A 17,624-nucleotide genomic window follows, 5' to 3' on the forward strand; every position below is an offset into this window, starting at 1 on the left:
AATCCTTCACATACGGCCCTTTCCCCCGCCGGGAAACTCCACTCGCCCGGCCACCGCCGGCAGAAAGATCTCCTCCCGGCGCGAGTAAAACTCCACGATTCCCACGCATACGCCTCCGCCAAGGGAGACGCATCATGACCGAACCTACCTTTGAAGAGTTGCTCCAACAGCTTTCCGATCCGGACGAGGAAACCAGGCGTTTCGCGGCCGAGGACCTGGGCGATCTCCATAATCCCGAGGCCATCGACCCCCTGGTCGCCGCACTCACCGACTCCGCCGTGGCCGTTCGCGAAGCCGCGGTACAGGCCCTGATCGCCATCGGCGGCGAAACCGTCGCCCGGCGAGTCGCGCCACTCCTGGATCATCCCGAGGCTCCCGTCCGCAACAGCGCGCTGGAGGTTTTCGAGAACCTTCGTGTGGACGCCATCGCCCCGGCTGCGGACCTCTATCTCTCCTCGACCGATTCTCATGACCTGCGCAAAATCGCGGTCGATACCCTGGGCAAGATCGATCAGACGAAAGAGTCCAAGGCTTTCGCCACACTGCTGCAAGCTCTCGACGATCCTCACATCAATGTGGCAACCGCGGCCTGTGAAGCCCTCGGGCGAGTCGGGGGGGACGACGCCGTCGAGGCCCTGACCAGCCATATCGGCCGCCACCCCTGGATGGACGGCACCATCTTCCTCGCGCTGACGACGATCGGGTCCGACAAGGCCCGCGAGGCCCTCGAACAGATCGACGAGACGACGCTCGAACCCCAGGCCGTTTTCGCCCTCCAGGAAGCCAGGAGCCTGGTGACGCCATGACCGCCACACGATCGCTGACACCGACGTCCGAAAGGGCAAGCCGCGCCATGCTTTCCGAAATCACCCAGGTTCAGCTGGACCAGATCCGGGAGCTGATCTACAAGGAAACGGGAATTCTTTACGAAACGAAGAAAGACTACGCCATGAAGGCGCGCATCGAGCGCCGCATGGAGGCCTCCGGCCATAGAACCTTCCGCCGCTATTACCGAAGCCTGCTCCTCGAAGATCCAGGCGGAGAACTGCAGAATCTGATTGAGGAGTTGACCGTCAACGAGACTTACTTTTTCCGGGACTTCCCCCAGCTCCAGGGATTCGGGGAGCGAGCTTTGCCGTTGCTTCTTGAAGAGAAAAAAAAGGTCGGTGACTCCACTCTCAAAATATGGTCAGCGGCCTGCTCCACCGGTGAGGAGCCCTATACGCTCTCGATCATCGCCCAGGAGATGATTGAAGACTATGAGCGCTGGGACGTCTCCATTCTCGCGACCGACATCGATCGACAGGTCTTGAGGATCGCGAAAAAAGGCGAATACGGCCGCCGGTCGATGAAGGACACCCCGCTCGTCTATCGCAAGAAATACTTCTCCAACCAGGGTACCTCATGGCAGGTTCTGCCACACACCGCGGAACCGGTCCATTTCGACCTGGTGAACCTCATTGATCGCAGGGCCATGCGCAAACAACGCGGCTTTGATTTTATCTTTTGCCGCAATGTTCTCATCTACTTCAATGAGCTATCCCGCAAGAAAGTCGTCAACTCGTTTTACGACGCCCTCAAACCGGGAGGTTTCCTCTTTCTTGGAGCTTCAGAATCCGTCGGCCGCATCACGGCCGCCTTTCAACTGACGAAACTCGGCGATCAAGTCTTCTACAGAAAGCCCCAGGCCGGCTCACTCCACTCAAAGAGAGACTGAAAACCATGCCCAGGATCCTGATCGTAGACGATTCCCACATTGTTCTGAACCTTCATTCGTTCATCTTTGAAAAGGCCGGCTTCGACTGCGCCGTAGCCGAAAACGGTTTTCTCGCCCTCGAGATTCTCAACCAGGAAGATTTCGATCTCGTCGTCACGGACATCAACATGCCCCGCATGGATGGTTACGAACTGACGCGTCAGATCCGCAAGATTCCCGGCAAGGAAACGATTCCGATCATCATCGTATCGACCGAAGAAGAGGCCGAGGACAAGATGAAAGGCGCCGAGGCGGGGGCCAACGTCTATATCACCAAGCCCGCCGAACCCGAAGCGCTGATCGAGAACTCCAAAATGCTGCTTGGCGTGACGGCGAGCTGAATCTGACTCTTTCGCCCTTGACCGGCGTTCGGGCACGCGGAGGCAAATATGACAGACGATCGATTCGAGTTGGACGAGGAAATTGTCGTCGAGTTCATCGCCGAATCTCTCGAGCACCTCGACGGCATAGATCAAAAGTTGATGGAATACGAGAAAGATCCGGAAAACAGCGAACTTTTGGACGGCATCTTTCGTGCGATCCATTCGATCAAGGGCAGTTCAGGCTTCCTCGACCTGTCTGATATCAACAGCCTCAGCCATCGCCTGGAAACCCTGCTCGATCAGCTCCGTAAGGGGGAAAGGGCGGTTTCGACCGCCATCATGGACGTCCTCTTCCAGGGTTGCGACATACTCCGGCAACTGGTAAGCGACGCCAAGGAAGGGCTGGCCAACCCCGGTCAGAGCGGTTCTTCCACGGACGATGACCAGCTCTCCGCGATTCACGAAGCCCTATCGCATCTTCTTGGGCCGGACCAGGCCCCTTCGACCGAGGCATCCAGCATGAGCTCCAGCGAAGCAAGCGGCGAAACGCCCGAAAATACCAACCTCCCCGGAGGCACAGAGGAAACCCGGAGCGTAGAGGCCGCCCAGAGCGCAGAGGACCCCGGGACCGAAGAGGCCGCCCAGAGCGCGGAGGACGCCGGGACCGAAGAGGCCGCCCAGGGCGAACCCGGCGGTTACAATATCACACCGGAGATTCTGCAGGAGTTCAGGATCGAAGCCGAGGAGCACCTCGATTCCTGTGAAAAAGGGCTCGTTCGACTTTCCGAAGTCCCGGACGACCGGGAGGCGGTAAACTCGCTTTTCCGAGACATGCATTCGATCAAGGGTACCGCCGCCTACCTCGGGCTGGACACGATCAGTCACCTGGCTCATGCCTCGGAAAGCCTGCTCGAAGTGCTTCGGCGGCAGGAATCTGCGATGCGGATCGAGGAAGACGAACTCGACCTGCTTTTCGAAGCGCTTGATCTTCTCCGGAAAATGGTCGCTGACCCCGCCGTACCCAACGAGAAAGCCAAGGATGTCGCCGAGCGCATCTCTCGCAGAATCGCCACTACGAAGGCGGACGCCGCCCGGCAGGAAAACGGCGCCCCGACATCTTCCCAGGTTCCCGAAAGCGGGCCCATGGCCACCTTTGCCAAGGCCGTCGAACAGCACCGGGATAACCTCAAAGAATGCCTGCCCCGACTGACGGACGAGGCGAAAAGAAAAAGCACGCTTGAAATCATGGAGCGGGCCGCCAGATCGCTGAAAAACAGCGCGCGCTACATGGATTTCCAGCAACTCGAAGGCGCAGCCGGAAACCTGGAGGATCAAATCGCCGCGATTCGCAGCGGGAAAGTTCCTTTCGACAACACGGTTTCCCAACAACTGGCCGACCGGGTCGCCGATCTCGAGAAAAGATTGGCAGATATCCTGGCGGGCAAGCCGGAGGAGCCCAGTGAGGAGCCCAGTGCGGTAGGCAGCAACCACAGTGGATCCAACACAGGCGGCGCGAAAGAAGAAGCCGGCAAGGCTTCGGCGAAACAGACGAAGCCGAGCAGCCCAAGGGTAACGGAGAGCGCTCCGAAAACCATGCGCGTCAACCAGGAACTGCTCGACACCTTCATGAACCTGGTCGGTGAGCTGATCGTGGCCCGCAACGCCTTCGGCCACATCGAGCGGCGACTCGAACTCGGCGACGGGGAAAGGGGCGACGCGCTCAAAGACCTCCGTGCGGCGTCTCTGGCCGTGGCCCGTATCTCCGAGGAGATGCAACGCACGGTGATGGAGATGCGCATGGTGCCGATCCGCACCGTGTTCCAGAAGTTCCCACGAATGATCCGGGATTTGAGCAAGAAGAGCGGCAAACGGGCCCAGATCATTCTGCAAGGCGAGGAAACCGAAATCGACAAGGGCATCGCCGAGGAACTCGGTGACCCTCTCGTTCACATCATCCGCAACAGCATCGACCACGGCATGGAGCCTCCCGAGGAACGGCTGCGCGCCGGCAAACCGGAAGTCGGCACGGTGATTTTGCGGGCCGCTCATGAAGGCAACTTCATCATCATCGAAATCGTCGACGACGGGCGCGGGATCAACACGGAGGCCGTGCTGGAAAAAGCGATCGAGAAGGGCCTCGTCAGCCGCGAACAGGCTCAGAACCTGAGCCACGAGGATATCTGCGGCTTTATTTTCAAGCCGGGCTTCTCGACCGCCAAGAACATCACCGACATCTCCGGGCGCGGTGTTGGCATGGACGTGGTCTTGACCAACCTCAAAAAGCTCAAAGGCAACGTGCATGTCAGCTCCGAGCAGGGCCAAGGCACTATCGTCCGGCTGGAGGTTCCGCTGACCCTCGCCCTGGTGGACGCACTGCTCGTGGAAGTCGACGGGCAAACGTTCGCCATGCCGTTGGACGCGGTCGCTGAAACCGTCAAGGTACGGGTCGACGCGGTCAAATCGCTGATGAAGAAAAAGGCCATCACCCTTCGCGAAGAGGTCGTCAGTGTGGCCGACCTGGCGGAACTTCTCGGGATCCAGCGGCGGCACGACCTGGAGCAGGAAGAGTTGACCCTGCTGATCCTCAAGCTGGGCGGCAACCGGCTGGGCGTGATCGTGGATCGTATCCAGCGCAAAGAAGAGATCGTGGTCAAACCCCTGGCGGACTACCTCACCGCGATTCCCGGGCTGGCCGGCGCATCCATCCTGGGCGACGGGCGGTCGATCCTGATCCTCGAACCCGGGGAGATGATGACCCTTGCCCGGACCAGCGACGACAACGGCAACGGCACCGGCAAAGACACCCCCGCCAAGGTTCCGGCGACGGAAATGCGTGAACCCGCCGTCAGCCCGGAAGCCGCGCCGGCCTGCTGAGCCCAAAGCCCGCGCAAGACCAAGCGTCTCCGGACCTACCGGGGGCGCGGGGGAGGCAGGCGGAAGAGTGACTTCCGCCCCTCCCCAGGGCCGGCGCGGCGGGTACTCGCGCCGGCACGCCCCGCTTACCCCTCTCCTCCGGGCCGCGGGCGAGCGATCCTCGCCGCCCGCCGCGCCTGGCGGCCTCGGCGCCCCCCCCCCGGCGGGCAGCGGATGGGAGCCGGAGCCTCGCCTCCAACCGGACCTGCCCGATGGCCTGCTTACGGGCCCTCGTCGCCGCAGGCGTTGGCGGCACGAACCAGGTAATAGTAGGTCTTGCCGTCACTCCCCACGTTCTCGTCATCGTAGAAGAGCCCCTCGCTCTCCCCGAGCAGCACGAAAGACGCCGGCTGGGGCGATTCGGAGCGATAGACGCGGTAGACGCTGGCCTCGGCGACAGCATGCCACTCGAGGCGCAGATGCACGTGCCCGTAGAGAGTGGCCCCCAGGCCGACGACCTCTGCCGGGAGCTCTCGGCTGGTGGTCTCCTGCACGGCGACATGAACGTTGTTGTCGTCCATCACACCGCCGCCCGCCGGCCCCGTCGAACAGGTCTCGTCGTTCTCCGCTCGCACGACATAAAAAAGCTGCCGGTCGGTGGGCGCCGACGTGTCATCGTAGGATAGAGTCGTGATGCCGGAGGCGACCAGGTTCGTCGGACCGGGGGCGAAATCCGGTTGCTCGGCGCGGTAGACGGCGTAGGTCCCGCCTCCACCGGTGCCCCAGGAAACAGCGGCGTTCCACGAGACGGTGACACCACTCGCTCCACAGGCGTCGTTGTCGGTGGCCGAAACGGCGCCGGCGAAGGAAGGTGCGCCGGTGCAACCTCCGCAGGGCCCATAATCGGGCAGGGATCCGTCTTTAAGGATCACGTCGTCGATGGTCCAACCGGAATACTGCGCGCCGGCATCGGCGGACTGCCGAAACTGAATCCGCATGGAAGGGCGGCCATCGACAAAAGTTCCCAAGTCGTACTCCAGTTTCTCCCAGGCCGCATCGTCCACCAGCCCCTCGGAACGGAAGAGCGGGCGACCGGCGTCGGTCCACAGCCAGATCGACGCCTCGTCTCCGTTTCCCGCATGCAGTTGCTTGTAGACGATCAGCTTGGTCCGGGTCCAGCTCGAAGCGTCGAGAAAGGGCGTGTAGGCCGATTCCACCGTTGACGGTTCGTAGTCACCGGGGTGAGCCCCCTGTCCACTGAGATCGTGTCCCAGCACACCGGCGTTGTTGTAGGCTTCCGCGGGGTCGGGACGGCCGGAGGAGCCGCCGGCCCCCTGGGCCGGGCCGAACTCCCACTCGCCCTCCAGCGTCCACGAACCGCTTCCCTGCTCGAAGGATTCTTTCCAGTACAGTCCCGGAACCAGGCCGAGGTCGAAGGCGAAGGACGCGCCATGGCGATCCCGCACGGTGGTGTAGCCGAATTCGTCGGTGCTGCGCACCCGGAAGTAGACCGTCCCGCAGCTCTGGAACTCGTGCAGAACGACGCTGTGACTCGTGACCAGCGAAGCCGCCGCCGTGGTCCGGCCCAGTTCGGGCGTCAAGCCCCATTCGACGACGGAATCCGCCGGTTCCTGGGTAGTCCAGCTCACCGTCGCCCGCTCGTCGGTGATCGCTTCCACCCGCAGGTCCGAGATCACGGGTCCGGCACAATCGGCCCGCGCCGTGTCGTAGGCAACAGCCGCGGCCCCTGTGCCGTCGTCCGCGTCGAGGTAGGTCACGGTGATCCGGTCCCCGTCGGCCAACTGGAGCCGGCCATCGGCGACCGGTGAGCCGGTCGCCGTACCGATCGAACCGGTAAAGCGGGAGGTATCACTCCCCGTCTCGGTCAATTGAACCCATTCGCCGACCGTCTCCGTGGTGCTGGTCACCTCCACAGTCACCGTGTCGACCGCCCCACTGTCCAGGTTCAGGTCGAGATCGGTGACGGTGATACCCACCGTATCGGCGCAGGAGTAGAAATCGAGGTCGATCGTCACCTTGCCCGCGTGGCAGGACTGGGGTCCCTCGCCGAAATCACCCAGCGTCTCGAAATGATAGAATTGGCCGTTCCTGTCGTCCATGGCCCGGTTGCCCAGGGCATCGACGCTGGTGACCCGGTAGTAGTAGACGGTGCATTCGTCGAGACGAGAGAGTAACACCGAATGCTGCTGGACCAGGCGGCCGTCAGCCTGCTCGAGAGTCGGTGGAATCGCCGGCCCGTACTCGACGAGAGAGTCGCTTCTCTCGTCGGTGCTCCACTTGATGCTCACCGAAGTGAGGGTCGCTCCCTCGTCACGCACGTCAGTGATCAGAGGCTCGCTGCAATCGATATCGGCGGTATCGGTCTTGGGGATGTTCGTCCCGCCGGCGCCATTGTCGGCATCGATGTAGGTCGCCGTCACCACGTCGCCGTCGACCACCTGGATCGCACCGTCCGCCTGGGGCGGACCACCGTCGACGGGGATCTCGCCGCGGAAGACGCCGGTAGCCGGTCCGGTTTCGACCAGGGTGATCACTTCCGCGGTGGGCTCCGTGTTGGAAGTGACATCCACGTCGAGCGTGCCACCGCCCTTGAGATCGGCGTCGGTGACCACCAGCGAAAGGGTTCCGGCGCAGTTCGAAGCCCGCTCACGAATCGACATCCGTCCGTCGGAATTGGCTGTCAGCAAGACCGCCTCGTAAGCATCCACCCGGCCCGTGCCGTAGGTATTGTCCTTGCCCGGTTCACCGAGATCGACCGAGCTGTCTTCGAGCAACAGCTTGATGTCGTCGGGCGTCAGGTCGGGATCGTTGGCCACCATCAGGGCCACCGTACCCGCCACGTGGGGGGTCGCCATCGAGGTACCCGACTTGGTCGAGTAACCGCTGCAGAGGTTGTGAGACTTGGTGTTCACGCCCGGCGCCGAAACGTCGGGCTTGATCAGCCCGGGCGGGTAGGGATGGTCGTTGAACGGCGGCACGTCCTCCCAGGTCACAGGACCGCGACTCGAGAACGACGCCGCCTGGTCGCTGCAGTCCGTCGCGCCGACGGTGATCACCCGGGGCACGTCGCCGGGCGTGCGCACGTTGTCCGGCTCGCTGCCCGAACCCTCGTTACCGGCCGCGATGACCATCGCCGTGCCCGCGTCGATCGTGTTCTCGCAGTTGGTGCGCCAGGTGGCCCGATCCGGGTTCTGGTTGTGGGGCCAGCCGAGACTCATGGAAATCGCATCGGCCCCGTTGTCCGCCGCGTACTGCATGGCCTCCCACACATCGGGCTCGTCCGAGAATTGCAGGCCCACGCGGAGGATCATCACCCGGGCGTCGGGGGCCATACCGGCCTGGGTCCCCGCGGTGCCGTCCCCGGCCACGGTACCCGCGGTGTGCGAACCGTGGGAGTTGTCATCGTTGGGATCGTTGTCCCCCTGGTCGATATCGTATCCGACCAGGTCATCCACATAGCCGTTGCCGTCGTCGTCGACACCGTTCTCGTCATCGGCGTCCATCACGACACCGTCACCGTCGAGATCCTCGCCGGGATTGACCCAGACCTGGTTCTCGATGTCCGAGTGATACCAGCAGGTGCCGGAATCGATCACCGCGATCACCGCGCCCTCACCGGTGACCCCCAGGTCGTTCCAGACCAGCGGCGCGTTCATCAGGTCGACCCCGCATTCGATTTCATCGACCCCCGCGGCCGGCGCGAGGTAGGCTGCCAGCGGCGAGGTTTCCCTCACCGGCGTCAGGGGTTGATCGAGAGACACGTCCACTTTGGGCGAGTAACTCACGTGATCGATCTCGTCGAGCGTGGACAGCCGGCGGATCTCCTCGGCACTCAAGTCGGCGGCGACAATGTTGCCGATCCAGAGGTAACGCACCCGTCGCGCCCGCCCCAGACTCTCGAGCCGCTGCAACTCACGGCGCAACCGGAGCTGAGTCCGTTCGGCGTGCGCCTTGAGCGCCCCGACCACGATCCGTCGACGCTGGTCCCGGTCCGCGACGCCGGCGACCCGCTCCCGCAGAGCGGGGCCTGTCAGTTGCTCGGCCAGCACGAAGTAGACCGGTATCCATTCTCCGGGAGCGGCCTCGTCGAGAACCCGGGACAGGGGTTCCCGCAGGCGGGGACCGGCCGTCTCCGCCGACACGGAAGACGCCGCCGACAGGACGGCCGCGCACAGCAATAGCCACAAGCACCTCGAGCGGGTGATCACCAGCCTTCCTCCAAGCCCCCGAAACGAGCCGTACGAACCCTGTCGGCCCTGCATTCGGCCTCCCGCCGCATCCAGGGCCGATGCGATCCTCGAACCTGACCTTTCGTCACTATGTACGGCGAAGACGGCCCGGCGTCAGGCAAAAGTAGAACGAAAGGCGACGGATTCCACGGCGGAGTGCGCAAGAGGCCGGCAAAACCCCCTTCCATCGCGGGCCACGGCGAGAAACTTAATGTAAAGTTATCCGCCCTTGCGGCTGATTTCCCGGAACCCGGGGCGGACCCACCGCCCCCCCCTGACATGGGAGGCCCGACAATGGCGCGAGCCGAACTCGAAACCCTCTACCGGCAGCTGCGCGCCCATGGCGCCGACGAAGTCCTCGAAGCCCTCTTCGCCCTCCGCCGGCTGGTACCCGACCTCGAGCCCCAGGAGCGTTCGGAAGCCGCCGCCGCGGTGGCCTCCCTCTTCTACCTCGACGTGCAGGACCGCCCCGAAATGGCGACGGTGGTCGACCAGGCCATCCGGCTGCTCCACTCGATGGGCCCCGACCTGATCCCCCTGCACATGGAGGAAATGCGGGGCTCTGATTTCAAGGCCCTGTTCTGCTTCGCCCGGGTCCTGGCACTCTTCGGCTCCGAGGCTGTCACACCCATCATCGACGCCTGCCGGGGCAGCGACGACTCCCACCTGCTGGTGGGAGGCATCTACGCCCTGACCAAGATCCGGGATCGCTCCATCCTCCAGGGCCTGGATCTGGTGCTCGAACTGACCGGGCACGGCGATTCCGAAGTGCGGGATACGGCCGTGCGTGCCCTGGGCAAGTTCGTCGAGCGCTTCGGCAAGCAGTTCGACACCTCGGCCGCGGAACGCAGCTACACCCGGCTGATGGCCGCCAGCGTCGATCCCCTCCCCGCCATTCGCGCCAAGGCCGTGCGGGGCCTGGGGAAGATGGCCGCGGCCGGCATACTCAGCAGCGACCAGCGCGCCCGCGTCCAGAGTCGACTCGACCAGGTGCTCGGCCAGTCCTCGGAGATGGGCTGGGACCAGGCCTTCATCGTCCGCCGCGAAGCCGCCGAAGCCGCGGAACACCTGGCTGACTAGGAAAAAGAGGAAAAAACCATGCGCGAGTACGAGATCCTCTCCACCGAGGACGTGACGGAAGAGATCAAGATCTTCGACCTCTATGCCCCCATGGTCTCGCGACGCTGCCAGCCGGGACAGTTCCTGATCGTGATGAACGACGAGCGGGGGGAACGCATTCCCCTGACCATCGCCGACTTCGACCGCGAGAAGGGCACGGTGGAGATCGTCTTCCAGGTCGTGGGCAAATCCACCGCCCAACTCGGCGCAATGAAGCCGGGTGACGCGCTGTATGCCGTCGTCGGCCCTTTCGGGCATCCCAGCGAGATCCGCGGTCACAGGAAGGTCGTCACCGTCGGTGGCGGCATCGGTATCGCCCCGGTCTACCCCATCGCCCGGGGCTACCGGGAAAACGGCGCCTACACGATCAACATCATCGGCGCCCGCCATGGTGACCTGCTGGTCTACGAGGAGAAGATGCGCGCGATCAGCGACGAACTGATCGTCTGCACCGACGATGGTTCCCGCGGCCGCAAGGCGCTGGTTACCGAGCCCCTCAAGGAAATCCTCGAGGCCCACGACGACGTGGACCTCTGCCTGGCCATCGGCCCGCCGATCATGATGAAGTTCGTCGCCGAAACCACCCGGCCTCTGGGAGTCAAGACCATCGTCTCCCTCAACTCGGTGATGATCGATGGCACGGGGATGTGCGGCGGTTGCCGCGTCGATGTCGGCGGCAAGACCTTCTTCACCTGTGTCGACGGCCCGGAATTCGACGGTCACGCCGTGGACTTCGACCTGCTGATGTCGCGCCAGAGCATGTACCGCGACCAGGAACGCCAGGCGATGGAACGCTGGGAGCACGAGTGCCGTCTCGGACTGCAGCCGGGCGGAGAAAATTGAGTCATCCACAGGGATCGACGCCGGAGACAACCTGATGGCCGACAAGCGGAAGACCAAGGTCCCCATGCGGGAGCAGGATCCCGAGGTACGCAGGCGGAACTTCCTCGAGGTGCCCCTCGGCTATAGCCCCGAGGAAGCCCGGGAAGAGGCGGCCCGCTGCCTGATGTGCAAGAAGCCCAAGTGCGTCGAGGGCTGCCCGGTGGAGATCGACATCCCCGGATTCATCGCCCTGATCAAGGAAGGGCGCTTCAACGAGGCCGCGCGCCACATCAAGCAGAAGAACGCCCTGCCCGCCATCTGCGGGCGGGTCTGTCCCCAGGAGGAGCAGTGCGAGGCGGTGTGCGTGGTGGCCAAGAAGGGCGAGAGCGTGGCCATCGGCAACCTCGAGCGCTTCGCCGCCGACTACGAGGCCGCTCATCCCGACGGCGTGTGCCCCGAGATCGGGCCGAAGCGCGACCTCAAGGTGGCCGTGGTGGGATCGGGACCCGCGGGCCTGACGGTGGCCGCCGATCTGGCTCTCAAGGGCTACCAGGTCACCATCTTCGAAGCGCTCCACAAGGCGGGCGGCGTGCTGGTCTACGGCATTCCCGAGTTCCGCCTGCCCAAGGCCATCGTCCAGCGGGAACTGGACTACCTGGCCAGTCTCGGGGTGGAGATCCGCTGCAACGTGGTGGTCGGGGCCTCGATCAGCATCGACGATCTCTTCGAGGAAGGCTACAAGGCCGTGTTCATCGGCGTCGGCGCCGGCCTGCCCATGTTCCTCAACATCCCCGGTGAGAACCTCAACGGGGTCTACTCGGCCAACGAGTACCTGACCCGGGCCAACCTGATGCGGGCCTTCGAGTTCCCCAACAGCGACACGCCCATCGCCCACGGCCGGCGGGTGGCGGTGTTCGGAGGCGGCAACGTGGCGATGGACGCCGCTCGGACGGCCCTGCGGCTGGGGGCCGACGAGGTCTTCCTCTTCTACCGGCGCGCCCGGGAGCAAATGCCCGCCCGCCAGGAGGAGATCCACCACGCCGAACAGGAGGGGCTGAACTTCCAGTTCCTGACCTCGCCGGTGGAACTGCTCGGTGACGGCAAGGGCAACCTGCGGGCGGTGCGCTGCCAGCGCATGGAACTGGGCGAACCCGATGCATCGGGCCGACGCCGGCCGGTGCCCGTCGAGGGCAGCGAGTTCGACACCGAGATCGACATTGCCGTGGTCGCCATCGGCAACGGATCCAATCCCCTGCTGACCCAGGCCACCGCCGACCTGGAGACCAACAAGTGGGGCAATATCGTCGCCGACCCCAAGACCGGCCGGACGACCAAGCGTGGCGTCTTCGCCGGTGGTGACATCGTCACCGGCGCGGCCACGGTGATCCTCGCCGCCGGCGCCGGGCGCAAGGCCGCCAACGCCATCGACGAGTACCTGAACTGGGTCACCTGGTAGACCGGCGCGACAGCTTCGGCGGGCGGGTTATGCTCTGGCCATGGTGATCCAGGGCCCAGGTCGCGGTTTCCCCCCGGCTCCCCGGCCCGAGGTCTCCCGGAGCCTCGACGGGGAACTGATCTTCTACCTCCCCGCCTCCCCGAGCCCCTGCTACCTCCATTCGCGCCTCGACCCCCGGGCCCAGGCGCGGGAGGTGGTGACGGCCGCCGGGGTGAGCGCCGCGGAAACGGTGGTCGTCTTCGGCGTCGGCGCCGGCCACCTGCCGCGGGCCGCCCTGGCCGCGGCCCCTGCCGGGGCTCGCCTCTTCTGCGTGGTCCTCGACCCGGGCTGCTTTGCGATGGCCCGGAAACTGGGAGCCCTCGACGACCTGCTCGATCACCCGCGCCTGGTCTTCCTGACCGGCGATCTGGCCACCATCGCCGGGGCGCTGCCCCGGCGCCTGGACGAAGACCTGCGGGTGGTCGTGCATGCTCCCCTGCTGGCGGCCACCGCCCCCGCCCTGGCTCCCCTGGCGGCCATGGCCCGGGAACTGGAAACGGTGCAGCGTTCACGCCTGCGGCAGCGGGGCGTCGTGCTGGCCAACATCGAGAGCAACCTGCCGCTGATCCTACGCTCCGAGCCGGCCGCGGCCCTCGCCTCCGCGCTGCGGGGCAAGCGCGTCCTGCTCATCGGCCCCGGCCCGAGTCTCGACAGGCAACTCGGTCTCATCGCCCGAACCGCGCCAGGCAAGGTCGTCGTCGCCGCCCTGGACACCGCCCTGCGCGCCCTGGCGCAGGCCGCCGTACCCGTCGAACTGGCTTTCACCCTGCACCCCCTCGACGGGAATCTCGCCAAGGTGGAAGGCCTGCGCCTCGACTTTCCGCTGGTCTACTTCGAGGGCGCCCACCCCCGGATCGCCGCCGCCTCCCCTCGCCCGCTCTTCGCCTGCGAAGCCGGTGGCCTGCTCGACCGGGCCCACCCCCTTTTCGGCGCCGCCGGCCGCTATGCCAGCGAGGGCACGGTGCTGCTGGCCGCGCTGGAAGTGCTCGACGCCCTGGCCGTGGAGCAGACGGGGTTGTGCGGAATCGACCTGGCTCTGGCGGGAGAGGTCAGCCACGCGGGGGGCCGGCGAGCGGACGCCGGCACCCGGCTCCAGGTGCCCGCGCGTGGTGGTGGCAGCGTGCTCACCACGCCCTCCCTCGATCTGCACCGTCGACGCCTCGAACGCTGGCTGGCCCGCAAACCCCGGCGGCTGGTGGATCTGACCGCCGCGGGAGCCACGGTGGCGGGCCTCGAGGCCCGGCCCCTCGAGGAGTGGCTGGCCGACGCGCCCGCCCACCCGGCGACCGATCTCAGGCGGCCGGATCCGTCACGGACCCTGGGCCGGGATTTCCGGGCCGACCAGGCCCGGCAGGCGGCTCGCCTGGCGCTCGAAGCCGCAACCAGGCAGGCAGGTGAATAGCCACCGACACCGCCAGGGCGGGAAAGATCGGCTCGATGCCGAGGGGAAGTTCCCGTCCCGCCCAGGTCGGCGCCATCCAGGCCAGGGCCGTCAAGGCGGCGCCGAGGATCGAGGCTCCCGTGGCCCGGCTCCCCGCCCGCCAACGGGGAAGAAAGCCCCCCAGCAGCGGTAACAGCAGGCTCGGCGTGATCACCGACCCCATGGCCTTCCACAGGGTGACCACCGAATCGGTGGACAGGGCCAGCGCGACACTGGCGGCCGTGGCCAAGGCCAACCCCACCCGGGTGGCGCGGGTAGTCCCCGCTTCCGACCGGGTCTCCGCCCCGCCATCCACGCCCCTCCAGCGGCGCCAGATCCGTGGCAGGTCGAAACCGATGGTGGTGGCGGCGACGAAGAGGTAGGACTCGACGGTGGACATCACCGTGGCCAGCAGGCCGACATAGAACAGCCCCCGGGCCACCGGCGGGAGCAGGGCGTCGGCGAGGGCAGGGTACGCCTCGACAGGGTTGCCGAGATCCGGCAGCAGGACGCGGGCGAGCATACCGGTGAGGGTGGTCAGTCCATCGAAGACGATCCAGAAGAACACGGACCAGAGAATGCCCCGTCGGGCCACCGCCGGCGTGCGCGCGGCGTAGCAGCGCTGGTAGAACGAGGGTTCGACCAGGGTCTGCAACGCAATGACGTACCACACCGCCACTGCCTGCAGGCCCAGCCCCCCGTCCCAGCTCAGGGCCCCGGCGGGCAGGCCGGACAGCGCTCCCACGCCACCGGCCCGCACCAGGGCCACCGGCAGCAGCAGGGCGAAGCAGCCGTACATCAACACGAACTGCAGGCCGTTGTGCCGGACCACGGCGCGAAAGCCGGCCCCAACCACCAGGGTCACGCTCAGCACGGCGAAGAACCCGACGCCCAGGCCCACGGAGGTGCCCAGCAGGCGGTGGGCCAGCACACCCAGCATCAGCAGGTAGGCCGCGGGCAGCATGTTGACGAACACCAGCACGGCACCGAGGGCGGCGACCCCCGGGCCGTGATCGGCCAGCAGCCGGTCGGGCACGGTGACCAGGGCGGAGCGCCGCGCCTTTCCCGCCAACAGGAAGGCGAAGATCAGCCCCGCCAGGTAGTAGGGCCCGCCCAGGGCGATCCAGTTGGACAGGCCGTGCAGGTAGGAGTACTCCCCCACGCCGAGCACGCCGCCGTACCAGGTGCTCACCAGGGTGGCGACGAATGCCGGCAGGGTCAGCGAGCGACCCGCCAGCAGGTATTCGCCGGTGCTCGTCGATCGGCGGCGGCGGGCCAGCAGCACCAGGGCCGCCAGGTAGGCCGCCACAACGGCCAGATCGACCAGGGCACCCGGAGCGCCGCCGGTCACCGCCAGCCGACTCCCGGACGGGTCATCGGACGGGCTTCCAGGAGAGCATCAGGAAAACGTTGCGGGAGGCTCCGGGAATGAATGTTGGCTCGCCCCAGTTGTAGCCGTAGGCCTCGTATTCGCTGTCGAAGAGGTTCTCCACCCGCAGCCGCACGGCATACCGGCTGTCGCGCCCACCGGGCAGGTTGTAGAGCAGATCGAGATGCCAGAGGGTGAAGGGGTCGGTGGAAGCCTCCCGACTCTGGCTGTTGTCGACGAAGATCCTGCCCACGTGCTGCCCACCCAGTTCGAGGCGCCCCCAGGAAGGCGACCAGGAAGCCGCCAGCCGCGCCAGCGCGCCGGGGAACCCGGCGATGCGCCGGCCGGAGTAGTCCACCCGACCACCCCATCCGTCTTCGATGTAGCGCAGGTTGCGGTCGTCCGAAACGGTCAACGAGCCGGCCAACCGCCAGCGGGCGGTGGGCGCCCAGGCGGCCTCCAACTCGAGGCCCTCGTGACGGGAGCGCTCGGCATTGCCGGTCAGGGCCTGGCCCAGGTCGTTGATGCCACCGAGATAGATGATCTCGTCGCGAAAGTCCATGCGGTAGGCCGTGGCCTTGAAGAGCAAGCGCCCGGCCCGGTACTCGAGCCCCAGTTCCAGATCGTCGAGACGCTCTTCCCGCGGCAGCGGGCCGGTGGCCCGGCCCGTGGGATCCACGCTGCGGAAGGCGGGGGCATCCCAGGCGTCCTGGGGGTCGTAGAGATCCTTGACCGCCGGCTCCCGACGCGTCCGGCCGAGCGAAACGTAAGCCCCCAGGCGCGGACCGAAGCGCCAATGAAGACCCAGACGCGGAGCCCACCACGAGTAGCGCACGTCGTAGTCGATGCCGGTGACCCGGTCTTGTTCCAGGCTCCAGCGATGGCTCACGTACTGCAGGCCGGCCAGCACCGTCAACCGCCGGACGGGCTTCCATTCCTCCTGCACGAAGAAGGTGGTGCTGGTCTTGGGCAACTCGTAGTCGTAGTACCGAAAGCCCTGAGGCGTGCCCGCAGGCAGGTTCTGAGCGCTGACGGTGCCGTAGTGTTCGGCCCGGTGGATCCGCAACTCCGCCCCGGCGGTGAGCCGGCCCCGGCCGTGCTGCAGACTGACCCGCGGCAGCCAGCCGTAGTCCCACTCCTTGATCCAGCGCTGGCGGAACACGTCGGTGGCCCGGCCCTCACCGTAGCCATCGGCCAGGTGCAACTCGAACCAGTCCTTCTCGCCGCGGAACTGGTCGAAGTAGCCCCGGCCGTAGAAGGCATAGACCGTGTTGGCCACCTCCAGGTTCCGACTCGCCTGCCACTCGTGAATCACCTCGAAGTGAGGCTGGCTGAAATGGTCCTGTTCCCCGGGCCAGTCGAGGGGATTGGCCTTGCGGTCGGCGGCGAGCTGCTCCCGGGTCAGCCCCTCGTAGGCCAGGTGGGAATTCTCCTTGCCGCCGTAGAGGTTGATCCGCAGCAGGCTGTTGGCCCCCATCCGCTGAGCCGTCAGGAAAGCCAGGCCCATGCGTGTCCAGGACTGGTCACGATAGCCCCCGGTGGCAATCCGGGAGAGCTGGACCCCCAGCACCCAGCGCCCGGCGAGCAGATCCGATTTCCAGCCGGCCGTGACCTTGCTCGTATTCCACGAACCCACGCCCATCTCGGCATGGAAGGTTTCCCCCGGAGCCAGGCGGGCGGTTTCGAGATTCACGGCGCCCCCGATGGCGCCGGCACCATAGAGCACCGTACCGGCCCCCCGCTGGACCTGCACATCCTCGAGCGAGTCGGCGAAGTTCGGCAGATCGATCCAGAAAACCTCGTGGGACTCGGCGTCGTTGAGCGGCACACCATTGATCGTGACGTTGATCCTCCGCTGGTCGAAGCCACGGATCCGCATGTAGGAGTAGCCGATGCCATTGCCCGCATCGGAGTAGGAGTAGACCGCCGGAAGGGTCCCGAGAAGCATCGGCAGGTCCTGGGCCCAGTATTGCTCGTCGATCGCCTCCTGCGAGAGGTTGCTGTGGGTCGCGGGGGTGTCCTCACCCGCCCGGGTCGCCGTCACCAGCACTTCCTCGACCACCGAGGTGCCGGCCGGCGCATCGGACTCTCCCGCCGAATCCTCGTCCGCTCGGGGGATCGGCAGGATCATCAACAGGGCCAGGAGGAGAAGGCCCGAGTTCCAACCCACGGACTTTCGGGTAGTCGTCGAAAAAGAACGCATGATCGGTCTCCCGG

General features: G+C 65.8%; 11 protein-coding genes. 8 read left to right on the top strand and 3 right to left on the bottom strand.

What is annotated here, in order from left to right:
- Window positions 1–134 precede the first annotated feature (134 nt).
- Genes Q9Q40_02335 through Q9Q40_02350 form a run of 4 tightly spaced genes read left to right on the top strand, consistent with a single transcriptional unit; the run spans window position 135 to window position 4,953 of the window.
- A complete protein-coding gene (locus Q9Q40_02335; protein ID MDQ7006049.1) occupies window positions 135–806 on the top strand; it encodes a HEAT repeat domain-containing protein in 672 nt (223 codons plus the stop codon).
- A complete protein-coding gene (locus Q9Q40_02340) occupies window positions 803–1,717 on the top strand; it encodes a protein-glutamate O-methyltransferase CheR (protein ID MDQ7006050.1) in 915 nt (304 codons plus the stop codon). Before Q9Q40_02335 ends, Q9Q40_02340 begins: the two co-directional genes overlap by 4 nt.
- A 5-nt stretch (window positions 1,718–1,722) precedes the next feature.
- Window positions 1,723–2,097: a response regulator gene (locus Q9Q40_02345; protein MDQ7006051.1), complete on the top strand. Its 375-nt coding sequence runs from the start codon at window positions 1,723–1,725 to the stop codon at window positions 2,095–2,097.
- A gap of 48 nt (window positions 2,098–2,145) precedes the next feature.
- Entirely contained in the window at window positions 2,146–4,953 is a 2,808-nt protein-coding gene (locus tag Q9Q40_02350) for a chemotaxis protein CheA (protein ID MDQ7006052.1), read from the top strand.
- 260 nt (window positions 4,954–5,213) lie between these two features.
- Here the strand turns inward: Q9Q40_02350 and Q9Q40_02355 are convergent, their stop codons facing one another.
- The gene (locus Q9Q40_02355) at window positions 5,214–9,161 is read right to left on the bottom strand and encodes a S8 family serine peptidase (GenBank protein MDQ7006053.1); all 3,948 of its coding nucleotides are present in this window, start codon (window positions 9,159–9,161) and stop codon (window positions 5,214–5,216) included.
- Between the two features lie 315 nt (window positions 9,162–9,476).
- On the opposite strand from Q9Q40_02355, the gene Q9Q40_02360 reads away from it, so the two are divergent.
- From Q9Q40_02360 to Q9Q40_02375, 4 genes are read left to right on the top strand one after another with little or no spacing between them, the layout of a single operon-like run.
- On the top strand, window positions 9,477–10,262 hold the full coding sequence (locus tag Q9Q40_02360; GenBank protein MDQ7006054.1) for a hypothetical protein: 786 nt from the start codon (window positions 9,477–9,479) through the stop codon (window positions 10,260–10,262).
- Between the two features lie 18 nt (window positions 10,263–10,280).
- Complete coding sequence (locus tag Q9Q40_02365) at window positions 10,281–11,144, top strand: sulfide/dihydroorotate dehydrogenase-like FAD/NAD-binding protein (GenBank protein MDQ7006055.1); 864 nt, start codon at window positions 10,281–10,283, stop codon at window positions 11,142–11,144.
- Between the two features lie 34 nt (window positions 11,145–11,178).
- Entirely contained in the window at window positions 11,179–12,579 is a 1,401-nt protein-coding gene (gltA, locus tag Q9Q40_02370; GenBank protein MDQ7006056.1) for an NADPH-dependent glutamate synthase, read from the top strand.
- 40 nt (window positions 12,580–12,619) lie between these two features.
- Entirely contained in the window at window positions 12,620–14,020 is a 1,401-nt protein-coding gene (locus tag Q9Q40_02375; GenBank protein MDQ7006057.1) for a DUF115 domain-containing protein, read from the top strand.
- Here Q9Q40_02375 and Q9Q40_02380 read toward each other — a convergent pair.
- Both Q9Q40_02380 and Q9Q40_02385 read right to left on the bottom strand, forming a co-directional pair.
- Window positions 13,911–15,389, bottom strand: coding sequence for a sodium:solute symporter family protein (locus Q9Q40_02380; GenBank protein MDQ7006058.1), 1,479 nt, complete (start codon window positions 15,387–15,389; stop codon window positions 13,911–13,913). The two genes, Q9Q40_02375 and Q9Q40_02380, sit on opposite strands and share 110 nt — an antisense overlap.
- Window positions 15,390–15,411: 22 nt before the next feature.
- On the bottom strand, window positions 15,412–17,610 hold the full coding sequence (locus Q9Q40_02385; GenBank protein ID MDQ7006059.1) for a TonB-dependent receptor: 2,199 nt from the start codon (window positions 17,608–17,610) through the stop codon (window positions 15,412–15,414).
- Window positions 17,611–17,624: the final 14 nt, after the last annotated feature.

This window comes from Acidobacteriota bacterium, assembly GCA_030949985.1.
In the GTDB taxonomy this organism is placed as follows: Bacteria; Acidobacteriota; Polarisedimenticolia; order J045; family J045; genus JALTMS01.